Genomic DNA, 17,133 nt, shown 5'->3' with positions numbered 1-17,133 from the left:
GCTCCGACGGCTCACTTGGAGTCGATGGCTCCGATGGCCCCGAAGGCTCACTTGGCTCGCTCGGACTCGACGGCTCCGACGGCTCACTTGGAGTCGATGGCTCCGACGGCTCACTTGGCTCGCTCGGAGCTGGCTTGTCTCGGTCGAAACCGAAGTCCACGCCCGTTACCTCGCTCTCGTCATTCGAGCTCACCTTGACTACCCAGTTGTCACCATCGTTATTGCCGTCCACGGCAGAGTTCACGATGTCCAGATCCTGGGCTTCCCTTGGTACTACGACCTCGTAATCACCCGTTGGAACGTCCTTGAACAAGTACTTACCATCGGCATCCGTCTTCGTCGTAGCGATGACCTTGCCCGAAGCATCCCGCAGTTCAACGGTCACACCCTCCAGGCCCTTTTCATCACCATCAACGATCGCGTTGCGATCCTCGTCGTGCCACAGTCGACCACTGATATCGAACTTCGGATCCGGAACAGGTTCCGTCGTATCCGAAGGCTCGCTCGGTTCCGAAGGCTGGCTCGGCTCACTCGGTTCCGAAGGCTCAGTCGGTTCGGTCGGTTCCGAAGGCTCACTCGGTTCAGTCGGTTCGCTCGGCTCCGATGGCTGGCTCGGTTCGCTCGGTTCCGAAGGCTGGCTCGGCTCAGACGGCTCAGTCGGCTCAGTCGGCTCCGGATCCCGCTCAAGCGGAACATCAACCGTGACCACATCATTCGCCGTCACCTCAACCTCACGAACAATTCGCTCGTTATTAGCCTCAATGACCACGGTGTACTTGCCAACTGGCAGGTTCGGGAAGTCGAACTTGCCATCGACGACCGTGCCTTCGAACGGCACGCCGCCTACTCCGATAACGCTGACCTTCGGATCCTGGTACAACTCGTCACCTGGGCCGTACACACCATCGCGTTCATCGTCCCAGAAGACGGTGCCCTTGATAGCGCCGGTATCGACCTTGTAACCCGCGTCCACGCCGGTTACGCCCTTGCCAACGCGGCTCATCTCTGGGGTGATATTCACAGCAACGTTGCCGTCTGTATCCACCTTCGAATCGCCACCACTGAATCGCTTTCCATCCTCCGATGGGAAGTGAACTGTGTACTTACCGGGCAGTACATCGTCGAAGCGGTAGTTGCCCGCAGAATCGGTGGTTGTGGTCTTCACCACTTCACCGTTTTCATCCCGCAACTCAACCGTGATCCCGCCTAAGGCGGGTTCATTGATCTTCAGCTTGTCGCCGTCCACATCCGTGAAAGTGTGGCCGCTGATGTACGTGGCGGAGCGGAAGCCACCATCCACGTTCTTTACAACGTCCCCAGCAGCGACGGTAAATGGCGCGGTCTGTCCGGTTGTTTCGTCCGCGTCGTTCTTACCAGCTTCCTGGATCTTGCTTGGATCGCCCACTGTCTTGGTGATCGGTTGACCGGACGGATCGCGGAACAGAACGCGATACTCTCCTGGAACCACGTTGAAGGTGTAGCGACCATCGGCGCCAACGGTTACCACTCGAGGTTCTGGCAAGGAGTTGCCCTGAGCATCAAGCAGCTCCACGGTAGTGCCCTCCACCGGAATGATGTTCGGGTACGCCGAGGTGCCGTATTGCCCGTCATAATTCGCATCGATAAATGCCAGCCCCGAAATCTGGGCAGTCGTTACATAGCCCGCGTCAATACCGGTCACCGGATTGCCTGGGGTGAGAACAACTGGCACGTGGCCTTTACCGTCCACCTTGGAATCCACACCCCGTGGCGAGAATTTTTCGCCGTTGAAGTTCTGGAACTCCACTGTGTACTTACCCACCGGTACGTTGGTGAACTCGTAGTTACCGAAAGGATCGGTCTTCGTTTCTCTCACTGGCGCGCCGGATTCGTCGCGCAGGATGACCGTCACGCCTTCGCGGCGAGAATCTCCATCCTTCGCTCCATCGCCGTTCTGGTCGAAGAAGGCCACACCACTGATGGATGTTGTTGGGACGACGCCGCCATCAACATTGTTGACATTTTTGCCTGCGCTCAGGTGGAACACCTGGGTCTGTCCTGAAGACTGATCCACATCAGAGAGTCGACCGGCCGTAATGGCTTCATCGCCCTTCTTTGGCGCGAATACCAGCCCTTCGATTGGTTCCACCTTAACGATGTAGTCGCCCGCGGGCTGATCATTGAATGAGTACCCACCATTGGAATCCGTAGTGGTCTGAGCGATGACTTCGCCCGTACCACTGAGCAGGGTTACGGTAGCGCCCGCACGTCCAAGCTCATTGTCGTGACGGAACCCGTCGCCGTTGTTGTCATCCCACACCATGCCGGAGATATTGCCGGTCGTCACGTAGCCAGCATCCACGTTGTTGTATGCAATTGCAGGCTCCACCTCAATGGTGTCTGTGAACCCATCGGCGTTGATGTCGGAACCACCATCTGCGTCGGCATCCTTCGCAACGACGGCCTCGTTGTCGAGCACGTCGTTGACGAATCGAACGCGATAGTTCCCTGGAACCACACCGTCGAAGCTATAGGCACCATCCGGACCTGTTGTGACCTCGCGGCCCGGCACTCGGGTGATGTCACCGTTTTCTTCAACGCGGTACAGAACAACCTTCACACCTTCTAAGCGTGAATCGCTCGCACCCGTGCTCTTGCTATCACCGTCGTTATCCACGAAGGCAATACCCGAGATCGAGGTATGCTGGACAAATCCAGCGTCCACATGTGGAACGGTATCGCCCAATCCGACCGTGATCTTCGTGGTAATACCTTCCTCGTTCACATCCGAGATGCTCGGCTCTTCGATGTCTGTCGAGGTTCCGCTGGTGAACTGGCCCGGGAGCGAAGCCGGTGGCTCAAACTTCACGGTGTATTCACCCGGAACAACACGCGGGAAGCGGTACGCACCCTTCTCATCAGTCATGGTGCGCTCGACTGCACTGCCGCTGTTATCCAGCAGAATAACGGTGAACCCCCTGTACGGTTCTTCACCCGTTCCGCGCTTGCCGTCGTTGTTAGCATCATTGAACGCGAGGCCACTGATACCACCATTGACGATGTAACCAGCGTCGATGTTGTCGAACTTACTATCCGGTTTCACCTGGAAAGTTTCAGTGCGGCCGTCCGTTGGGTTCGCATCGTTGTATCCGGCCTTAGCCAACTCATTATTGGCTTCCGGCAACTTCTGCGTGATCTTCTTGCCGTCCAAGGTTGGGAACGCGGCATAGTACTTCGTGTTCGCCAAGATCTCGTCCGTAGACCAGTTACCGAACTCATCCGTCTTCACGGTAGCAACTAACTCGTCGGTATCGACCTTTCGGATTTCAACGGGGACGTCCGCGATGCCGGACTCGCCGTCATCCTGCTTTCCGTCCCGGTTCAGATCCTCGAAGACCGTACCTGCAACACCGGCCTTAGGAACAGTACCCAAGTCAATATCCGTGTGGTCTTCGCCGGCAACAACGGTAAACTTAGCGGTCTCACCAGTCGTTCCCCCCTGTACACCCTTGACGTCAAAGTTATTGTGATCCTTATCCGCCAAATCGTTGGATGCTGGGAACGAAACTGCAGAACCTTTCAGCTCCACCTTCAGGTAGTAACCTTCGCCGGCTGGCACATTGACGAACTCGTAGGTTCCATCTGTACCGGTCAAGCGGGTATCTACGACATCACCAGCCCCGTTGTACAACGTGATTGGGGCATTGGCGAACAGACTGTCCTCTGACTTTTCGTCATCATTACGTCTGCCGTCATTGTTGAGGTCCTTCCACGCCAAGCCGGAAATGTTGGCACCGACAACCAGGCCGGCGTCGATATTGGTGGTAACAACACCCGGTACAACCCGGAAGGGGGCTGTCTGCCCGTTTTCTCCCGCGTCATTGCCATCGGTTCCGACCACGCCATCGGTGCCCTTATCAGCCGGAATCTTCGTGAACTTAGTTCCATCTGGGGCAGTGAATCCAACGTAGTACTCCCCTGGAGGTACGTTATCGATGGTGTACCTGCCATCAGGTCCAGTTGTAGCCTCGCCAATAACATCATTTGTGCCAGAGCGATACAGCGTGACCTTTATGTTCTCTCGTGGCGTCTCATTGTCACCGCGGCTTCCGTCGCGGTTGAGGTCGTTGAATACCTCACCCGAAACGCTGGATAATGGTACCAGACCAGCATCGATGTTCACCACGTCCGTGTTATTTGGAGTGTTGGGATCTGTGTAACCCTTCACCTCAAACGTAACGGTTCCTTCGGTCGGCGATACATCTGAGAGTTTCTCGACAATAAGCTTTTCGAAGCTCGTATCGGTGTTTGCCTGACGCGTGAACTTCGTACCATCCGGCCTGACGACCGTGATGGTCGCCTGCCCCAGAGAAACACCGTCGAAACGGTAGTACCCCTTGCCATCTGTCTTCATGGTGCGCTCTTGACCATTGGCCAGGGTCAAATTAACAGTGATCCCTTCAAGGGGCTTTTCACCGTCTTCCCACTCACCATTGCCATTTGTGTCTTCCCAAACATGGCCATCAACAGCCTGCAGGCGTACAACACCCGTGTCAATGTGCGGGTAGGACTGGCCACCGGCGACGACGAAGTTCTTGGTGATACCACCTTCGCCTTCAGCTTCGACCACATCGTTGAACTTCTCCTGAACCAGTTTCTCAGCTTCCGTGCCCGTAGTTGGGTACGTTTCTGCTAAGGAGCTAAAGCGAGCCTTGCCAGGGTTAATTACCTGAATGAAGTACTCGCCAGGCGCGATGTTATCGATATTCCACTTACCGTCTTTCACCTCTGTGGTGGCGATCGGATCAGTCGTACCAACGCGGAATACCTTGACCGTAACCGGCCCTGGGTTCAATGCTTCGTCGTCGGAGCGGACGCCATCGTTGTTGTCATCGTAGAAAGCCTCACCGGACAACGAAGACGGCTGCACCAATCCTGCATCTCCGCGCTGATGCTCCGTATTACCCGGTGCAATGGCTCCGAAGGCAATGTTACCTTCGCCGTCAGCGTCAGAACCATCATCAGTACTGGTAGAAGTGTTTTCAACTTGTGGCGAGAACCCTAGGTATCCCTCGGGCTTCACCACTCGCGTGGTATAGGACCCCGGCACCAGCTTTTCAAAGGTGTACTTACCTTCTTCATTCGTGGTGGTCTCCGCTACCTTTTTGGGCTTTCCGTCTACAACGACATAAGCTTCGACCGCCACATTCTGTGCAGGTTTGTCATCCTTCGACTGTCCGTCACCATTGGCGTCGATAAAAACCACGCCACCGATGCCGGCAAATGACTGTACAGCAAAGTCAACGTTGGGGTTCCGGCCTTCCGCCGCGGTAAACGAATCCGTTACACCGGGGTTATCGCTAAACGGACCAGCGCCATCGTTGTAATCGGGATCGCCAATCTGATCTGGCGTGGCAACCTTCGTAGAGTACGTGTAGGTTGCTCCATCCGGGAGGGTTGCCTTTACCTTGTACTCGCCTGGCCACAGGTTCTCGAAGGAGTATGTCCCCTCTTCTCCAGTGGTAATCGGCGCAACTGGTTGCCCAGCAGCATCGGTAGCTGGTGAACCAGTGGAATCCAGCAAGTGGATGGTGACATCCTTAACCAGAGAGGGTTCCTCAGCGCGTTGGCCGTCGCCATTGGTGTCCATGAATACAAGACCAGAAATCGAAGCCTTACCCTGAACGCCCGCATCGACGTTGGACTTGCTTCCACCTTCGGCCAACGTGAATTTCTCAACGAGGCCCACGCTGCCGACGCCATCTTCTTCACGGTTTTCCGTTACATCAAAATCCTTGGTCTCATCGCCGCCGATATTGGGCGAGGCGAAATCAGCGCTCTCTGGTTTCAAGAATCCGACACGGTAGTCTCCAGCGGGCAGATCCTTAAACGAGTAGCCGCCGTCTTTACCCGTGGTTGTCTCGGATACCTTCTTCAGGGCGCCGTCTTCCCCAACTTCGTAAAGGATGACAGTTTTCCCCTCGAGAGATCCATCCCCATCGGTTTGCGTGTTGCTGTGATCAACATCGGTGAAGTACTTACCGCTTACTTGCGCGTTACCGGCATCGATATACACCGTGTTGACATCACAACCTGCCTTCGGTTCCTCTGATCCCTCACCAGGGGTGCATGCCGACTTGTACTTTTCTGGATCGTTTGGATCCTCGTAGTACGTGAAGTTAGACTGCCCTGCACTGCCCGTCGCCTTTACGCGCAGATAGAGGTATGCCTTATCGCCGCCGGGCGTCAGATCACCAGGTTTCCATGTAACGGTCCCGTCACCGATGTCAGCGCTGCCGGTCGTGGCGTATGGCGCGTCGTTGGAGACCCCGAGGACTTCCACACCCGCTGGCAGCTGGTCAATCACTGTTGGGTCAGGTACAGCAACGCCCTTCGGATTAGCCTGTGCTTCGATAACCCAGAGGAATTCGTCACCTCGGCGGACAACCGGGGCCTTCGTGGTTTCATCATAGTTTTTGTTCTTGATGATCGTGGATTTGTCGAGCAGCAATTCTCCCCAAGGAGTCACGCGTGCGTACGCAGGGCCCACGAATGGAATAGGTGCGCCACTTTCCGTTTTACCGGCCACAGCGGCGCGGTTCGTTGCCAAGTCGTCAGTACCCAGAGGCTGGTTATCCAACCCCTTCGTGGGCATGGTCATCGGAATGTTGAAGTCAAATTCCCCGAAAACGGTGGTGTTGAACTGAATGCGGATCGCGGTCACAGTGGAGGGATCTGCAGGCAGGGTGGTAGACCACTCGTTGCGCTCGTTAAAACTCTGGCACGTCGGGAAGCTATTGGTGGATGTCCCGGTGGCACTTCCGAGCTCCGGGCGGCACGGGTTGGCCGCAGTCGAGTAGAAAACGGTGACGTTCTCGTTGTGTCCAGACGCAGTTACTGGACCCGATAGCTTGGGCTCAAATGTCACGTGGATGTTGTCTGCATTTGTCAATCCATCAACAAGGTTGACGTGATCGGTTCCAGAGTTTTTACCCGATGGCAAAAGGTCGTACAAAACCATGCCGTTGACTGGGGTACTGCCAGTGGTGGACGCAGTCACCGTGAAATCTACGGTCTTTTGAGCCAATGAAGTTTGTTGGTTGCCACCGGGAATATAAGTGGTCGGGTTCCCTTTATCTAGATCCCCCAGCGCTCGCTTAGTCACGCCGAGGCTAGTGGTGGAGGCAACAGCAACCGGGGTTCCGGCGTTACGCCACTGACCCGCAGTGTTACTGTCCGAATTAACGTCGTAAGAATCCGAAATATTAACGCTGGAGTGGGACAGCTTATTCGTCTGTCCTGGGTCTGGTTGTTCATGAACCCACAGCTGAATTGTGTGCTTAGGATCCGTCATTGGCCCCTTGTCATACGTGCCCGCGCGAGCACTAGTTGCCTTGATGGCAAGCTGGAAGCAGTCATTGGGGGCGCCGGCGACCGTTTTGAGGGACTGATTTGAATCCTTGAGGTAGATTCTCCAAACTTGACCGCCGTACTTATCTGGCATCCTCTCGAATGCCCAATCACCAGCTGCGCTCGCGCACTGAGCTTGATCGCGACCTGGTCGGAATTCTGGCTGTGCCAGTTCGAATCCGGGAGGAAGAGATAAGAAAGCCTCCGGGCGCGAAGGTCCGCCTTCCGAACCCGCGAAAACGGAAGCATTCGCCAAGAAGGTCTCCCCACGGTGCAGGTTAGTCGCATTGAGAGCCTGAACCTTCCCGCTAGGTGCCGGCAGGCGCCCGAAAAGCGTAAAGAACGCCGACGACTTCACAGGGGCAGACCCATCGATCGTGAAGGTCGCCGTGTTATTCAAGCGAATTGTGCCGGACGTGCCATTGTTAGCCGCAACGATCTGATTGGTTTCGATACGGTACTTGGTCTTGGCGTTGACGGTAAGAACGCCATTGTTGGCAGTGTTCGGTACCGCGTCTACCGGACGCAAGTTATCTACGATGACATCGAATCGGATGATCTTGTCGGATTCAGGAATCGACAAGGGAGATCCGGCTGCCACGGTGTAGGACTTCTGCGTTCCGTCAGCGCTGTAGCCAATGACACGCGCTGGATAGTTTATGGGTCCATCATTGTACTGAACTGGGTTCAGCGAAATGCTCGTCAGATAGTGGTAGTCGGATGGAGTGCCGTCCTTTCCGACTGGCACAGGCGCACCCCAGGACGTGGTATCTGAGATCGTCAGCGTACGAGGGTCCGAACCTGGATTGGTTGCCGAAAGCGTCCACCCCAACGTCGATCCCGGATCTGTCTGGCCGGTTGTATCAGCCAAGCCGATATCGGTGGTAGTAGTGGAGTATTCGCCACCAACACGTGCCTTCGAGTAAAGTCCCGGGCGCGCTTTCTTATATGTCAAAGATACGCTAGCCGGATTGACGGTTACTGGTTTCCCGTCTAAAGAGGTTGGATTGGTTGCGATGACCGTGTTTGTGATCTTGGAGTTGTCCGCCAAGTTAGCGGTCGTGGCTGGGGCGACTTGAACGTTGTATCGAATCCTCGAGTAGACCGTGTTTTTCTGCGCGATATACCGGTCAACCGATTCGGTGATGCGAATACGCACGGTGTGGGTCGAGGCATCGTAGAAGTAGACTATGCCCTCGCCCTGCCCCTGCAGGTTACGGAATAACATGTCACCGCCGATACCGGTCTCGGTGAATCCCTTGAAGGTGTACTCCGGAGGAAGCTGATCCACTAGTTCAGTAGTTACACCGGTAATTCCAGTGCCGTTCTTTTCACGGAACCAGCTCAGCTGGAATTGGCGGAATGAGCCATCATAGACCGGACCATTATTGGTGACATCGCTCTTGGCCACGTTGACCTTGGGAGCACCTGTAACCGCAACGCTGGAGCGTCCCGACGTGTTGTAGTTTTGGGCAGCCCAAATTCCCGACCAGTCCATGGTGTACGTGCCAGGAATGATTCGGTTTTCTGTAGTCTGCCAAGACACGTTAAACACCTGCGACTGGTTTTGGTCCAGACGGGTGAACGTCATCGAAGGAGTATCCCCGGCAAGCCCACTGGTGGTGTAGGCGATCGCTGGGTTTGATCCGGACGTTAGACCGATGACCATGGGGCCTTGCAGTTGATAGGTCATCCCATTATTGGCCAAGACAGGCCGAGAGAGATTAATGGTGGCACCGGCACATCCACCAGCCTGTCGACAGGTGATGGTCACAGGGAACTGTGCCGTTGAGTTCGTTGCCACCGAGGTGGCATCACCGATCGTTACAGTGAAAGGCGAGTCAGCTGACGATGCTGTCGGCTGCACCAACCCAACGACCACCGCGAGGCTGGACAGCAGCGCAAATACAGCCGCCAGCTTCTTCTTAGTTAGCTTTTCGAACACGATGGTTTCCTTAACGCGCGTTTATACTCATCCAATCCCCAGCGCACAATAGGGAAAGTCGACTTAACACTATCGGTCACAGCACATATAAAGCAACCTGTTTCGTAAGTAATTTCTAATACTTCTCACAGTTAATTACCCCCCCAAGGGCTGTGCCCCCTACCCAATACCCTCAAATCAATCTCACTATATGAGAACTCCCAATTAGGTTGTGCCACGCTGTGAGATACCGCTAACATGGAACCCATGACTTTCCAGCTACTGCTCCTTATGAGCCGCGGCGGGACCTCGTAACGTTTGACCCTCCTTTTCCACCGCTCCCCTGCAGGGCGGATCTCAGGTGGAAGCCGAGAGTGGGTTTCGGTCGGCCCCTTCCGCGGATGACATCGCACTTCGTTGTGCGTCCCAGCCGACCATCGGGGAACGACGAAAGCCAAACACCGGAAAAGCCGCCACGGCAACTACAGCGGCGCCTCTGCCGGAATTAAACCGGTTCCCTAGGCTTTCCCACACCGCTTTCGCCCCCGCACATTCGTTAAAACACTCCAGCCATCGCGCAACGGTGATTAGCTGGAACCAATCCATAAGGAAGGGATTTCAACATGTCCACGAACGATACTTTCATTTCCGCTCCCGCCCAGATCACCACACCCAACGGTGCCACCCCCAACGATCAACCCGCATGGAACAAACAGCGCAACTCCACCATGCCTTCCGGTCGCTACATGCCATTCCATGAAGAGGTGGAGCACATCACCCTGCCCGACCGCACTTGGCCGGACAAGATCATCGACCGTGCACCGCAGTGGTGCGCTGTGGACCTGCGCGATGGTAATCAAGCTCTGATTGATCCTATGAGCCCGGAACGTAAGCGCCGCATGTTCGAACTGCTGGTGCAAATGGGTTACAAAGAAATTGAGGTGGGATTCCCCTCGGCTTCCCAAACTGATTTCAACTTTGTCCGTGAGATCATCGAAAACAACATGATCCCGGACGACGTAACCATCCAGGTTTTGGTCCAGGCCCGCGAGCACCTGATTCGCCGCACCTTCGAAGCCTGCTCCGGAGCGAAAAACGTCATCGTCCACTTCTACAACTCCACATCCAAGCTGCAGCGCCGCGTAGTCTTCCGGAAGGACAAGGAAGCCATCAAGCAGCTGGCCACCGATGCCGCGCATCTGGTTAAGGAAGTGGCGAAGGACTACCCAGATACCAACTGGCGCTGGGAATACTCCCCAGAGTCCTACACCGGCACGGAAGTCGCCTACGCCAAGGAAGTGTGCGATGCCGTCATTGAGGTGCTGGATCCCACTCCAGAAAACCCCGTCATCATCAACCTGCCTTCGACAGTGGAAATGATCACGCCAAACGTGTACGCCGATTCCATCGAATGGATGCACCGCAACCTGGCCCGGCGCGATTCCATCATCCTGTCCCTGCACCCGCACAACGACCGTGGTACGGGTGTGGCAACCGCCGAGCTGGGTTACATGGCTGGAGCTGATCGCATCGAAGGCTGCCTGTTCGGCAACGGCGAGCGCACGGGCAACGTATGCCTGGTAACGCTGGGCCTGAACATGCTGACCCAGGGCGTCGACCCACAAATTGATTTCAGCGACATCGACCAGATCCGCCGCACAGTAGAGTACTGCAACCAGCTGCGGGTGCCAGAACGCCACCCATACGGCGGCGACTTGGTGTTCACTGCGTTCTCGGGGTCACACCAGGATGCCATTAACAAGGGTATCGACGCCCTCGCGAATGCGGTCAAACCAGGCGCTAGGCCTCAGGACATTTCCGACGAAGAATTCCGGAAGCAGACCTGGGAAGTACCGTACCTGCCCATCGACCCGAAGGATGTGGGCCGTACTTACGAGGCCGTCATTCGTGTGAACAGTCAGTCAGGTAAGGGCGGTGTGGCCTACATCATGAAGACTGATCACGGCATGGATCTGCCGCGACCGATGCAGGTGGAATTCTCCTCGGTTGTACAGGCCGTGACCGACGCCGAAGGAGGCGAAATCAACACCAAGGCAATGTGGGATATCTTCGCCGGCGAATACCTGGGCCGGGAGAACCCGCTGGAGGCCATTTCCCTAACCGTGGACGGCGGCCAGAACGAAGGTGAGGAAGCCAAGGTGACCGCGCAGGTTATCTACAAGGGTGAACAGCAAACCCTGCAGGGGCGTGGCAACGGCCCGGTGGCGGCGTACTGCAACGCACTGGAATCCCTGGGAGTAGATGTGGAAGTTCAGGAGTACACGCAGCACGCGCGTACCTCGGGTGATGATGCGGAGGCCGCCGCGTACGTTCTGGCTGACGTTAACGGGGCCAAGGTGTGGGGCGTGGGCATTGCAGGCTCTATTACTTACGCCTCCCTGAAAGCGATCACGTCCGCAGTCAACCGCGGCGCGCAGCCTGCGGTGTAGCGCACTGGTTGGCCCCCATTAAACGCCCCTTCTTCGGTGGCGGATCCGCCACGCGGGGCTGATTCGGTAATGTCCGGCGGTCAACGTAACATCGCTAACTATGAATGATCACGAGTCGCAGGCGAACCCGGGATCGCGCCAGCCGGCTCGTCACGGCACGCCCAACGGAAACAACCACGGGAACCACGGCACGCCCGGCGGGAACAACTACGCGAACAACGGAGGAAATAACACCCCTGGGCCACGGCGGCGCGTACGCCGTCGCGTCACCCGTCGCGCTGGCGGGCCAATAGATGCGCAAACCGCTGCGCAGAATCTCGCGGCCAAGCGCAGCGCGCAGGCCTCCCGCCGAGCGGCCGAAGCTCCCACGTCCACAGGCCCCAACCGCTCCTCCGAGCACAAACGTCACGGTGAGATCCCGACCAAGGAAGCCGCACCGTTCGTCACGCTGGAAATATCGACCTCGGGCATCCACCCCACCACGTCCCGCCTGATCGCGGCATCGTTGGTATTCTACGGCCCCAGCACCAATGCGGATGCCCCAGGCGAAGAGGTCGCGGCGGTGACATTGCGTTTCAACCCGGGCGAGGACATCGGTCCGTGGCATTTGCACGGTTTCCATACCGGGGACGTGGCCCAGGAGCCGAGCTTCACCAACTCCACCGACTCTGTGTTCCTAGCCCTCGACGGCCGCACTGTGGTGCTGCACCAATGCGCGATGACGTGGGGATTCATCATGCAGGAGTTCAAACGCGCCCAACGCACGCTCAACCGTTCGCGACGCGGTCGGGGTGGTCGCGGCCGTGGACGCGGGCACTCCAACCCCCCGCCGAGAATCGCGCTGCCGGCGCCTACTCGCATCATCGATACACTGGCCACCTCGCGGCGGCAATCGCTGGTGTGCTTCGACTCGCGTATCCGGGCGGTAACGGCCGCCTACGTGGATCGTTTGGGAAGGGACGACGCCACCCTGCCCGCCTCTACCTTGCCTGAGCTGGGGGCGAAGGCGTCCCAAGAGCGCGGTCGCACGAATCCCATCGACCTCATGGAAGCCGACGCCCGTTTGGTTACAGCGCTGTTGCTCATGCAATTGCAGGTGGCCGCGGCTGATGGTGGAGATATCGCGGAGATCAACCCCGAGGAGCTCACGGCCGACCAATTCGGTCTGCAGCGCAGCTCCATCCGTGTCGATGCTGCGAATGCCCCGCGGCCGCACGTGAACCCCGGCCAGCTGCCCAGCGGTGGGCAGCTGGTGCAGGGCATGGAGTTTGTGATCAGCCCCGATGTCGCGATGGACCCCGATGTCCTCATCGCCACGGCAGTGCGCGAGGGATTGGTGTACTCGGAGAAGCTGAATCGCCGCAGCTCGTTGGTGGTGTGTAACACCAACCACGAGCTGCGGGGCAAGGCGATGCACGCGGATCGCAAGGGGATACCGCTAGTTAACGACGCGGACTTCCTGGCACTACTCGAGCACGTGCAGCCCGGGCAGTTAGAGGACAAGCCCCAGCGCCCTGGGGCTGGGGTCCGTCCGAATACGCGCGGGTGGAGCTCGCCTTCGCGCAGTTCGTCCGTTGTAGGAGTGACGAAGGTGCGGGGAGCGAGGCGTCGAGGTAAAAGGCGCGGCAGCGGCGGCCAACGAAACCAGAGGTCGGCGAACAACCGGTAAGGGTGCTCAAAGTCACCCGAACCATGCAGTAACGTGGTTGGGGTGAATAGAGCAGAATCACCTCGAACCGGTAAGGGACGCGGACGAATGAGCTTGCGATCCCGGGTGGCAACCGCAGCAGCTGATGCGGCAACGTGGGCATCTCGGAAAACGGGACGCGGCGCGGGCGGCATGATCGGAGGCCTCATTGCCGGGGCTATCGACCCGAACCTGCTGGCTAACCTAGGCGGCCAACGCCCAGTGGCTCTCATCACCGGCACCAACGGTAAATCCACCACCACACGCATGATGACCGCCGCCGTGCGTACTACCGGAAGTGTGTGCACCAATGAGGGTGGCGACAACATGGATGCTGGTGTGATCAGCGCGTTGCTCTCTAGCCGGGATGCCGAGCACGTGATCTTGGAAGTAGACGAACTGCACGTACCCGCCATCGCCGAGAAGCTGGACGCGGACGTGCTGGTGCTGCTGAACCTATCGCGCGACCAGCTGGATCGTGTAGGGGAAATTAACAAGATCGAACGGGCCCTGCGCGCGTGCGTGGAGGCGCGGCCTTCCATGACCGTGGTGGCGAACTGCGATGATGTTCAGGTGACCTCCGTGGCCTGGGATAGCCCCAACGTCGTGTGGGTTTCCGCAGGGGCCGGCTGGGTAGGCGATTCCACCAGCTGCCCGCGCACGGGTGGTTCCATCATCCAGGACGGCCAAGAATGGTACGCCACCAAGAAGCTGCCCGATGGGCGCGAATTCCGCCGGCCCACCCCGCAGTGGACCGTCACCGACGAGGGACTGCGTGGCCCCGATAGCCAGCTGCGCCCACTGAACCTGAAGCTGCCTGGCGCCGCCAACCGCGGTAACGCCCTGCAAGCATTGGTGGGTGCGCTGGAACTGAACCCAGCAGTGCAGGTGGACCGGGCGATCGAGCAGATCGAGCGGGTTGATAACGTCGCCGGCCGCTACTCCACCGTTCAATTCGGCGCGCACCAAGTGCGGCTGATGCTGGCCAAGAACCCCGCCGGCTGGCAAGAAGCGCTATCCATGGTGGATCGCACCGCCGATAGTCTTGTGATTAGCGTGAATGGCCAGGTGGCTGACGGCCAGGACCTATCGTGGCTGTGGGACGTGAAGTTCGAGAAGTTCGAAAGCCAGTACGTAGTTGCTGCGGGCGAGCGCGGTACGGACTTGGCTGTGCGCTTGGGTTATGCCTCCGTGGTGCACGATCTGGTGAAAGATACGGTTGAGGCCATCAAGCAATGCCCGCCCGGGCGCGTGGAAGTACTGGCCAACTACACGGCTTTCCGCGATCTGAAGCGCGTGCTGGATCGCGAGGGCGCGGTGATTGATTCCCCGGAGACCGACCCTAGGGCGACTAACACTACCCCCGCCGATCCCGCAGCGGACCCCGCAGCCGGCCCCAGCGGGGATCACGCTCACGAGGCCAACCACCACCCGAACGCCGAACCCACCACCGACCACACTCGCCCCACCACCCCCACCACCGACCACCCCACCACGAAGGAGTAAGCGACGATGAGCGATATCTACGCCGATGGGCGCGATAATAAAGCCCAGCTGCACATCGGGCTGATCCTTCCCGATGTGTTGGGAACATACGGCGATGATGGCAATGCCCTCGTGCTGCGCCAGCGCGCACGCCTGCGCGGCATTACCGCGGAGATTGTCCCGATCAAGCTGGGCCAGGCCGTCCCGGAATCCTTGGACCTGTACACGGTAGGTGGTGGCGAGGACACCGCGCAGATCCTCGCCGCGGAGCACCTCATCGCCGATGGTGGTATTGCCCGCGCCGTCAAGGCTGGCCGCCCGGTGCTGGCCATTTGCGCTGGCTTGCAGGTATTCGGCCAGTCCTTCCGGGCTTCGGATCGTATGGTTGATGGTCTTGGTTTGATCGACGCCACCACGTCCGCCCTAGAAAAGCGCATGATCGGGGAGATCGCTTCCACCCCACTCGCGGATCCGCACCATCCCGTGACCAGCCAGCTATCTGAACCGCTGACGGGCTTCGCCAATCACATGGGTGCCACGATCTTGGGCAAAGATGCCACACCGCTGGGTCGTTTGACGAAGGGCACGGGTAATTCCGATGAGCACGCGGCGCGCGGAGTGGGATTGGGATCCCACGAGGTAGAGCCGCAGATCAAAGCCGAGGGTGCCGTACAGGGATCCGTGGTGGCCACGTACATGCACGGCCCGGTGCTGGCACGCAACCCCCAGTTGGCCGATGCACTGCTAGCTGCCGCGATGGGCATCACTATCTCGGAGCTACCTGCCGTGGAAAGCGGATTCGGCGTGCAGCTGGACCGCGAGGTAGCGAAACTGCGCCGGGAGCGCCTGGGTTAGTCGGGGTGGCGAAACTGCGTCGGGAGCGCCTGGGTTAGTCGGGGTGGAGTGGGTTGGTTAGGAAAGACCATTCGAGATGAGAGCATTTTCCCCGATAGTCCCATTAGGGGCAGGAAGACTAGACAACATGAAGAAGTTCTCTAAATAAGCTTCTCCCGAGCGAATCGTGACTAATCTCAACAGAGCTCAAACCATGAAAGAAATTGGACGTACCATAGCAAAAGTTGTCGAGAGAAATGCTGCCGCTCTGGCTGGAATGTTCGCATACTGGGGTTGGCAGTGCCGAGGTAGCTGGTAAGCGCTCAGTGTTGTAAGCAGAATGAAGGGACCGATGGAATGGAAAAACTGAGAAGGTTCCTAATCAGGTGGATTATCATGATCCTGATCATTGGAGCGTATGTTCTGTTTAGAGATGCTGTTGGGTGGGATGAGAGTTTTGACTGGTCACGGTTCGCAGACTTCACTGCGCTGGGGACTCTTGGCGTTTCCCTTCTAACTGTCTACTCAGGCAAGAAGACAAAATGATCTAACTCCATGCCTTTCAAGCCGCCCGCTGTTGCATACCCTACCCGCCCGCACTCCTATGCTTGCGTGGCTACACCAAGTGTCCAGACGAACTTAACGGGTTAAGTAGCAGAAGGGGCTGCGGACTCTTTTGCTACTTAACCCCACCGTCGCATCGACCAACCGAGCTTACCGATCTCTGCAGATTAGAGCAGCCCTGACCGACGATTGGGACGCCGCCGCAGTGCACGTCGCGAACACTCTCCCAGCACGCAACTGTCCTGTCTCAATCATGAACTCGGACGTCACCGTGAGAACGGTCAAGTCCCAGCCGCGCAACGCTGCGCATCATTGGAATCTGAGCTGGCACACGTGCCAACGCGATCCCCTTCGCCAGTGCGGGCTTGTTTCGATAATCCCACGCCATCTTGATGTTCCCCGGCCACACTCCCAACAGGAACAGTGCGGTGGCCGGCCCCACCACCTGGTTCAGGGTGCGCTGGGCAGAGCGCTGACGCGAGACGTTCTTCCCCGTCGTTGCAGCGATAGTGAGCCCGCCGATCAAACCGGCCAAACCCAGTTCCACCACTCCACTTCCGATGGTCCAATCACGGCGGGACCCGGGCAGTTCCTCAGGCACTAAGTCGTCGAACACTTCGGGCTTCACAAAGTGCAGCACACCCGCGGTGCCAAACACTTGCGCCCACACTGCCGATCGAATAATAGTTTTCCGTTTCATTTAGCCCTTCTGCCCTTCTGCTGTTGGTGTCTATGCACTTGCTCGTGTCTGCCCACGTCAGCTCCTATGTGTTCGCGTTTGCTCGTATCTGCGCGCGCAT

6 protein-coding genes are annotated in these 17,133 nt (G+C 57.9%); 4 read left to right on the top strand and 2 right to left on the bottom strand.

Annotated elements, in window-relative coordinates:
• Positions 1-9,334: SdrD B-like domain-containing protein (locus HMPREF3098_RS06995; protein ID WP_141739701.1), on the bottom strand; the 9,334-nt coding region annotated here is incomplete at its 3' end.
• 602 nt (positions 9,335-9,936) lie between these two features.
• On the opposite strand from HMPREF3098_RS06995, the gene leuA reads away from it, so the two are divergent.
• From leuA to HMPREF3098_RS06970, 4 genes are all read left to right on the top strand, one after another.
• Entirely contained in the window at positions 9,937-11,763 is a 1,827-nt protein-coding gene (gene leuA / locus HMPREF3098_RS06985) for a 2-isopropylmalate synthase (RefSeq protein WP_070434547.1), read from the top strand.
• A gap of 100 nt (positions 11,764-11,863) precedes the next feature.
• Entirely contained in the window at positions 11,864-13,432 is a 1,569-nt protein-coding gene (locus HMPREF3098_RS06980) for a hypothetical protein (RefSeq protein ID WP_070434546.1), read from the top strand.
• Positions 13,433-13,519: 87 nt separating this feature from the next.
• The gene (locus HMPREF3098_RS06975; RefSeq protein WP_235700799.1) at positions 13,520-14,956 is read left to right on the top strand and encodes a MurT ligase domain-containing protein; all 1,437 of its coding nucleotides are present in this window, start codon (positions 13,520-13,522) and stop codon (positions 14,954-14,956) included.
• A gap of 6 nt (positions 14,957-14,962) precedes the next feature.
• Positions 14,963-15,790 carry a type 1 glutamine amidotransferase gene (locus HMPREF3098_RS06970; RefSeq protein WP_070434545.1) on the top strand — a complete coding sequence of 276 codons (828 nt, stop codon included), beginning with the start codon at positions 14,963-14,965 and terminating at the stop codon, positions 15,788-15,790.
• A gap of 790 nt (positions 15,791-16,580) precedes the next feature.
• On the opposite strand, the gene HMPREF3098_RS06960 is transcribed toward HMPREF3098_RS06970, so the two are convergent.
• Positions 16,581-17,033: a DoxX family protein gene (locus HMPREF3098_RS06960; RefSeq protein ID WP_052095111.1), complete on the bottom strand. Its 453-nt coding sequence runs from the start codon at positions 17,031-17,033 to the stop codon at positions 16,581-16,583.
• Between the last annotated feature and the right edge of the window lie 100 nt (positions 17,034-17,133).

Origin of the sequence: Corynebacterium sp. HMSC28B08 (assembly GCF_001806865.1) — a bacterium.
Classification (GTDB): Bacteria; Actinomycetota; Actinomycetes; order Mycobacteriales; family Mycobacteriaceae; genus Corynebacterium; species Corynebacterium auriscanis.
This window is presented reverse-complemented; position numbering and strand designations above follow the sequence as displayed.

Coding starts and splice junctions, on each gene's coding strand:
- HMPREF3098_RS06975 (WP_235700799.1), top strand. CDS start 13,520: ATGAGCTTGCGATCCCGGGTGGCAACCGCAGCAGCTGATGCGGCAACG.
- leuA (WP_070434547.1), top strand. CDS start 9,937: ATGTCCACGAACGATACTTTCATTTCCGCTCCCGCCCAGATCACCACA.
- HMPREF3098_RS06970 (WP_070434545.1), top strand. CDS start 14,963: ATGAGCGATATCTACGCCGATGGGCGCGATAATAAAGCCCAGCTGCAC.
- HMPREF3098_RS06960 (WP_052095111.1), bottom strand. CDS start 17,033: ATGAAACGGAAAACTATTATTCGATCGGCAGTGTGGGCGCAAGTGTTT.
- HMPREF3098_RS06980 (WP_070434546.1), top strand. CDS start 11,864: ATGAATGATCACGAGTCGCAGGCGAACCCGGGATCGCGCCAGCCGGCT.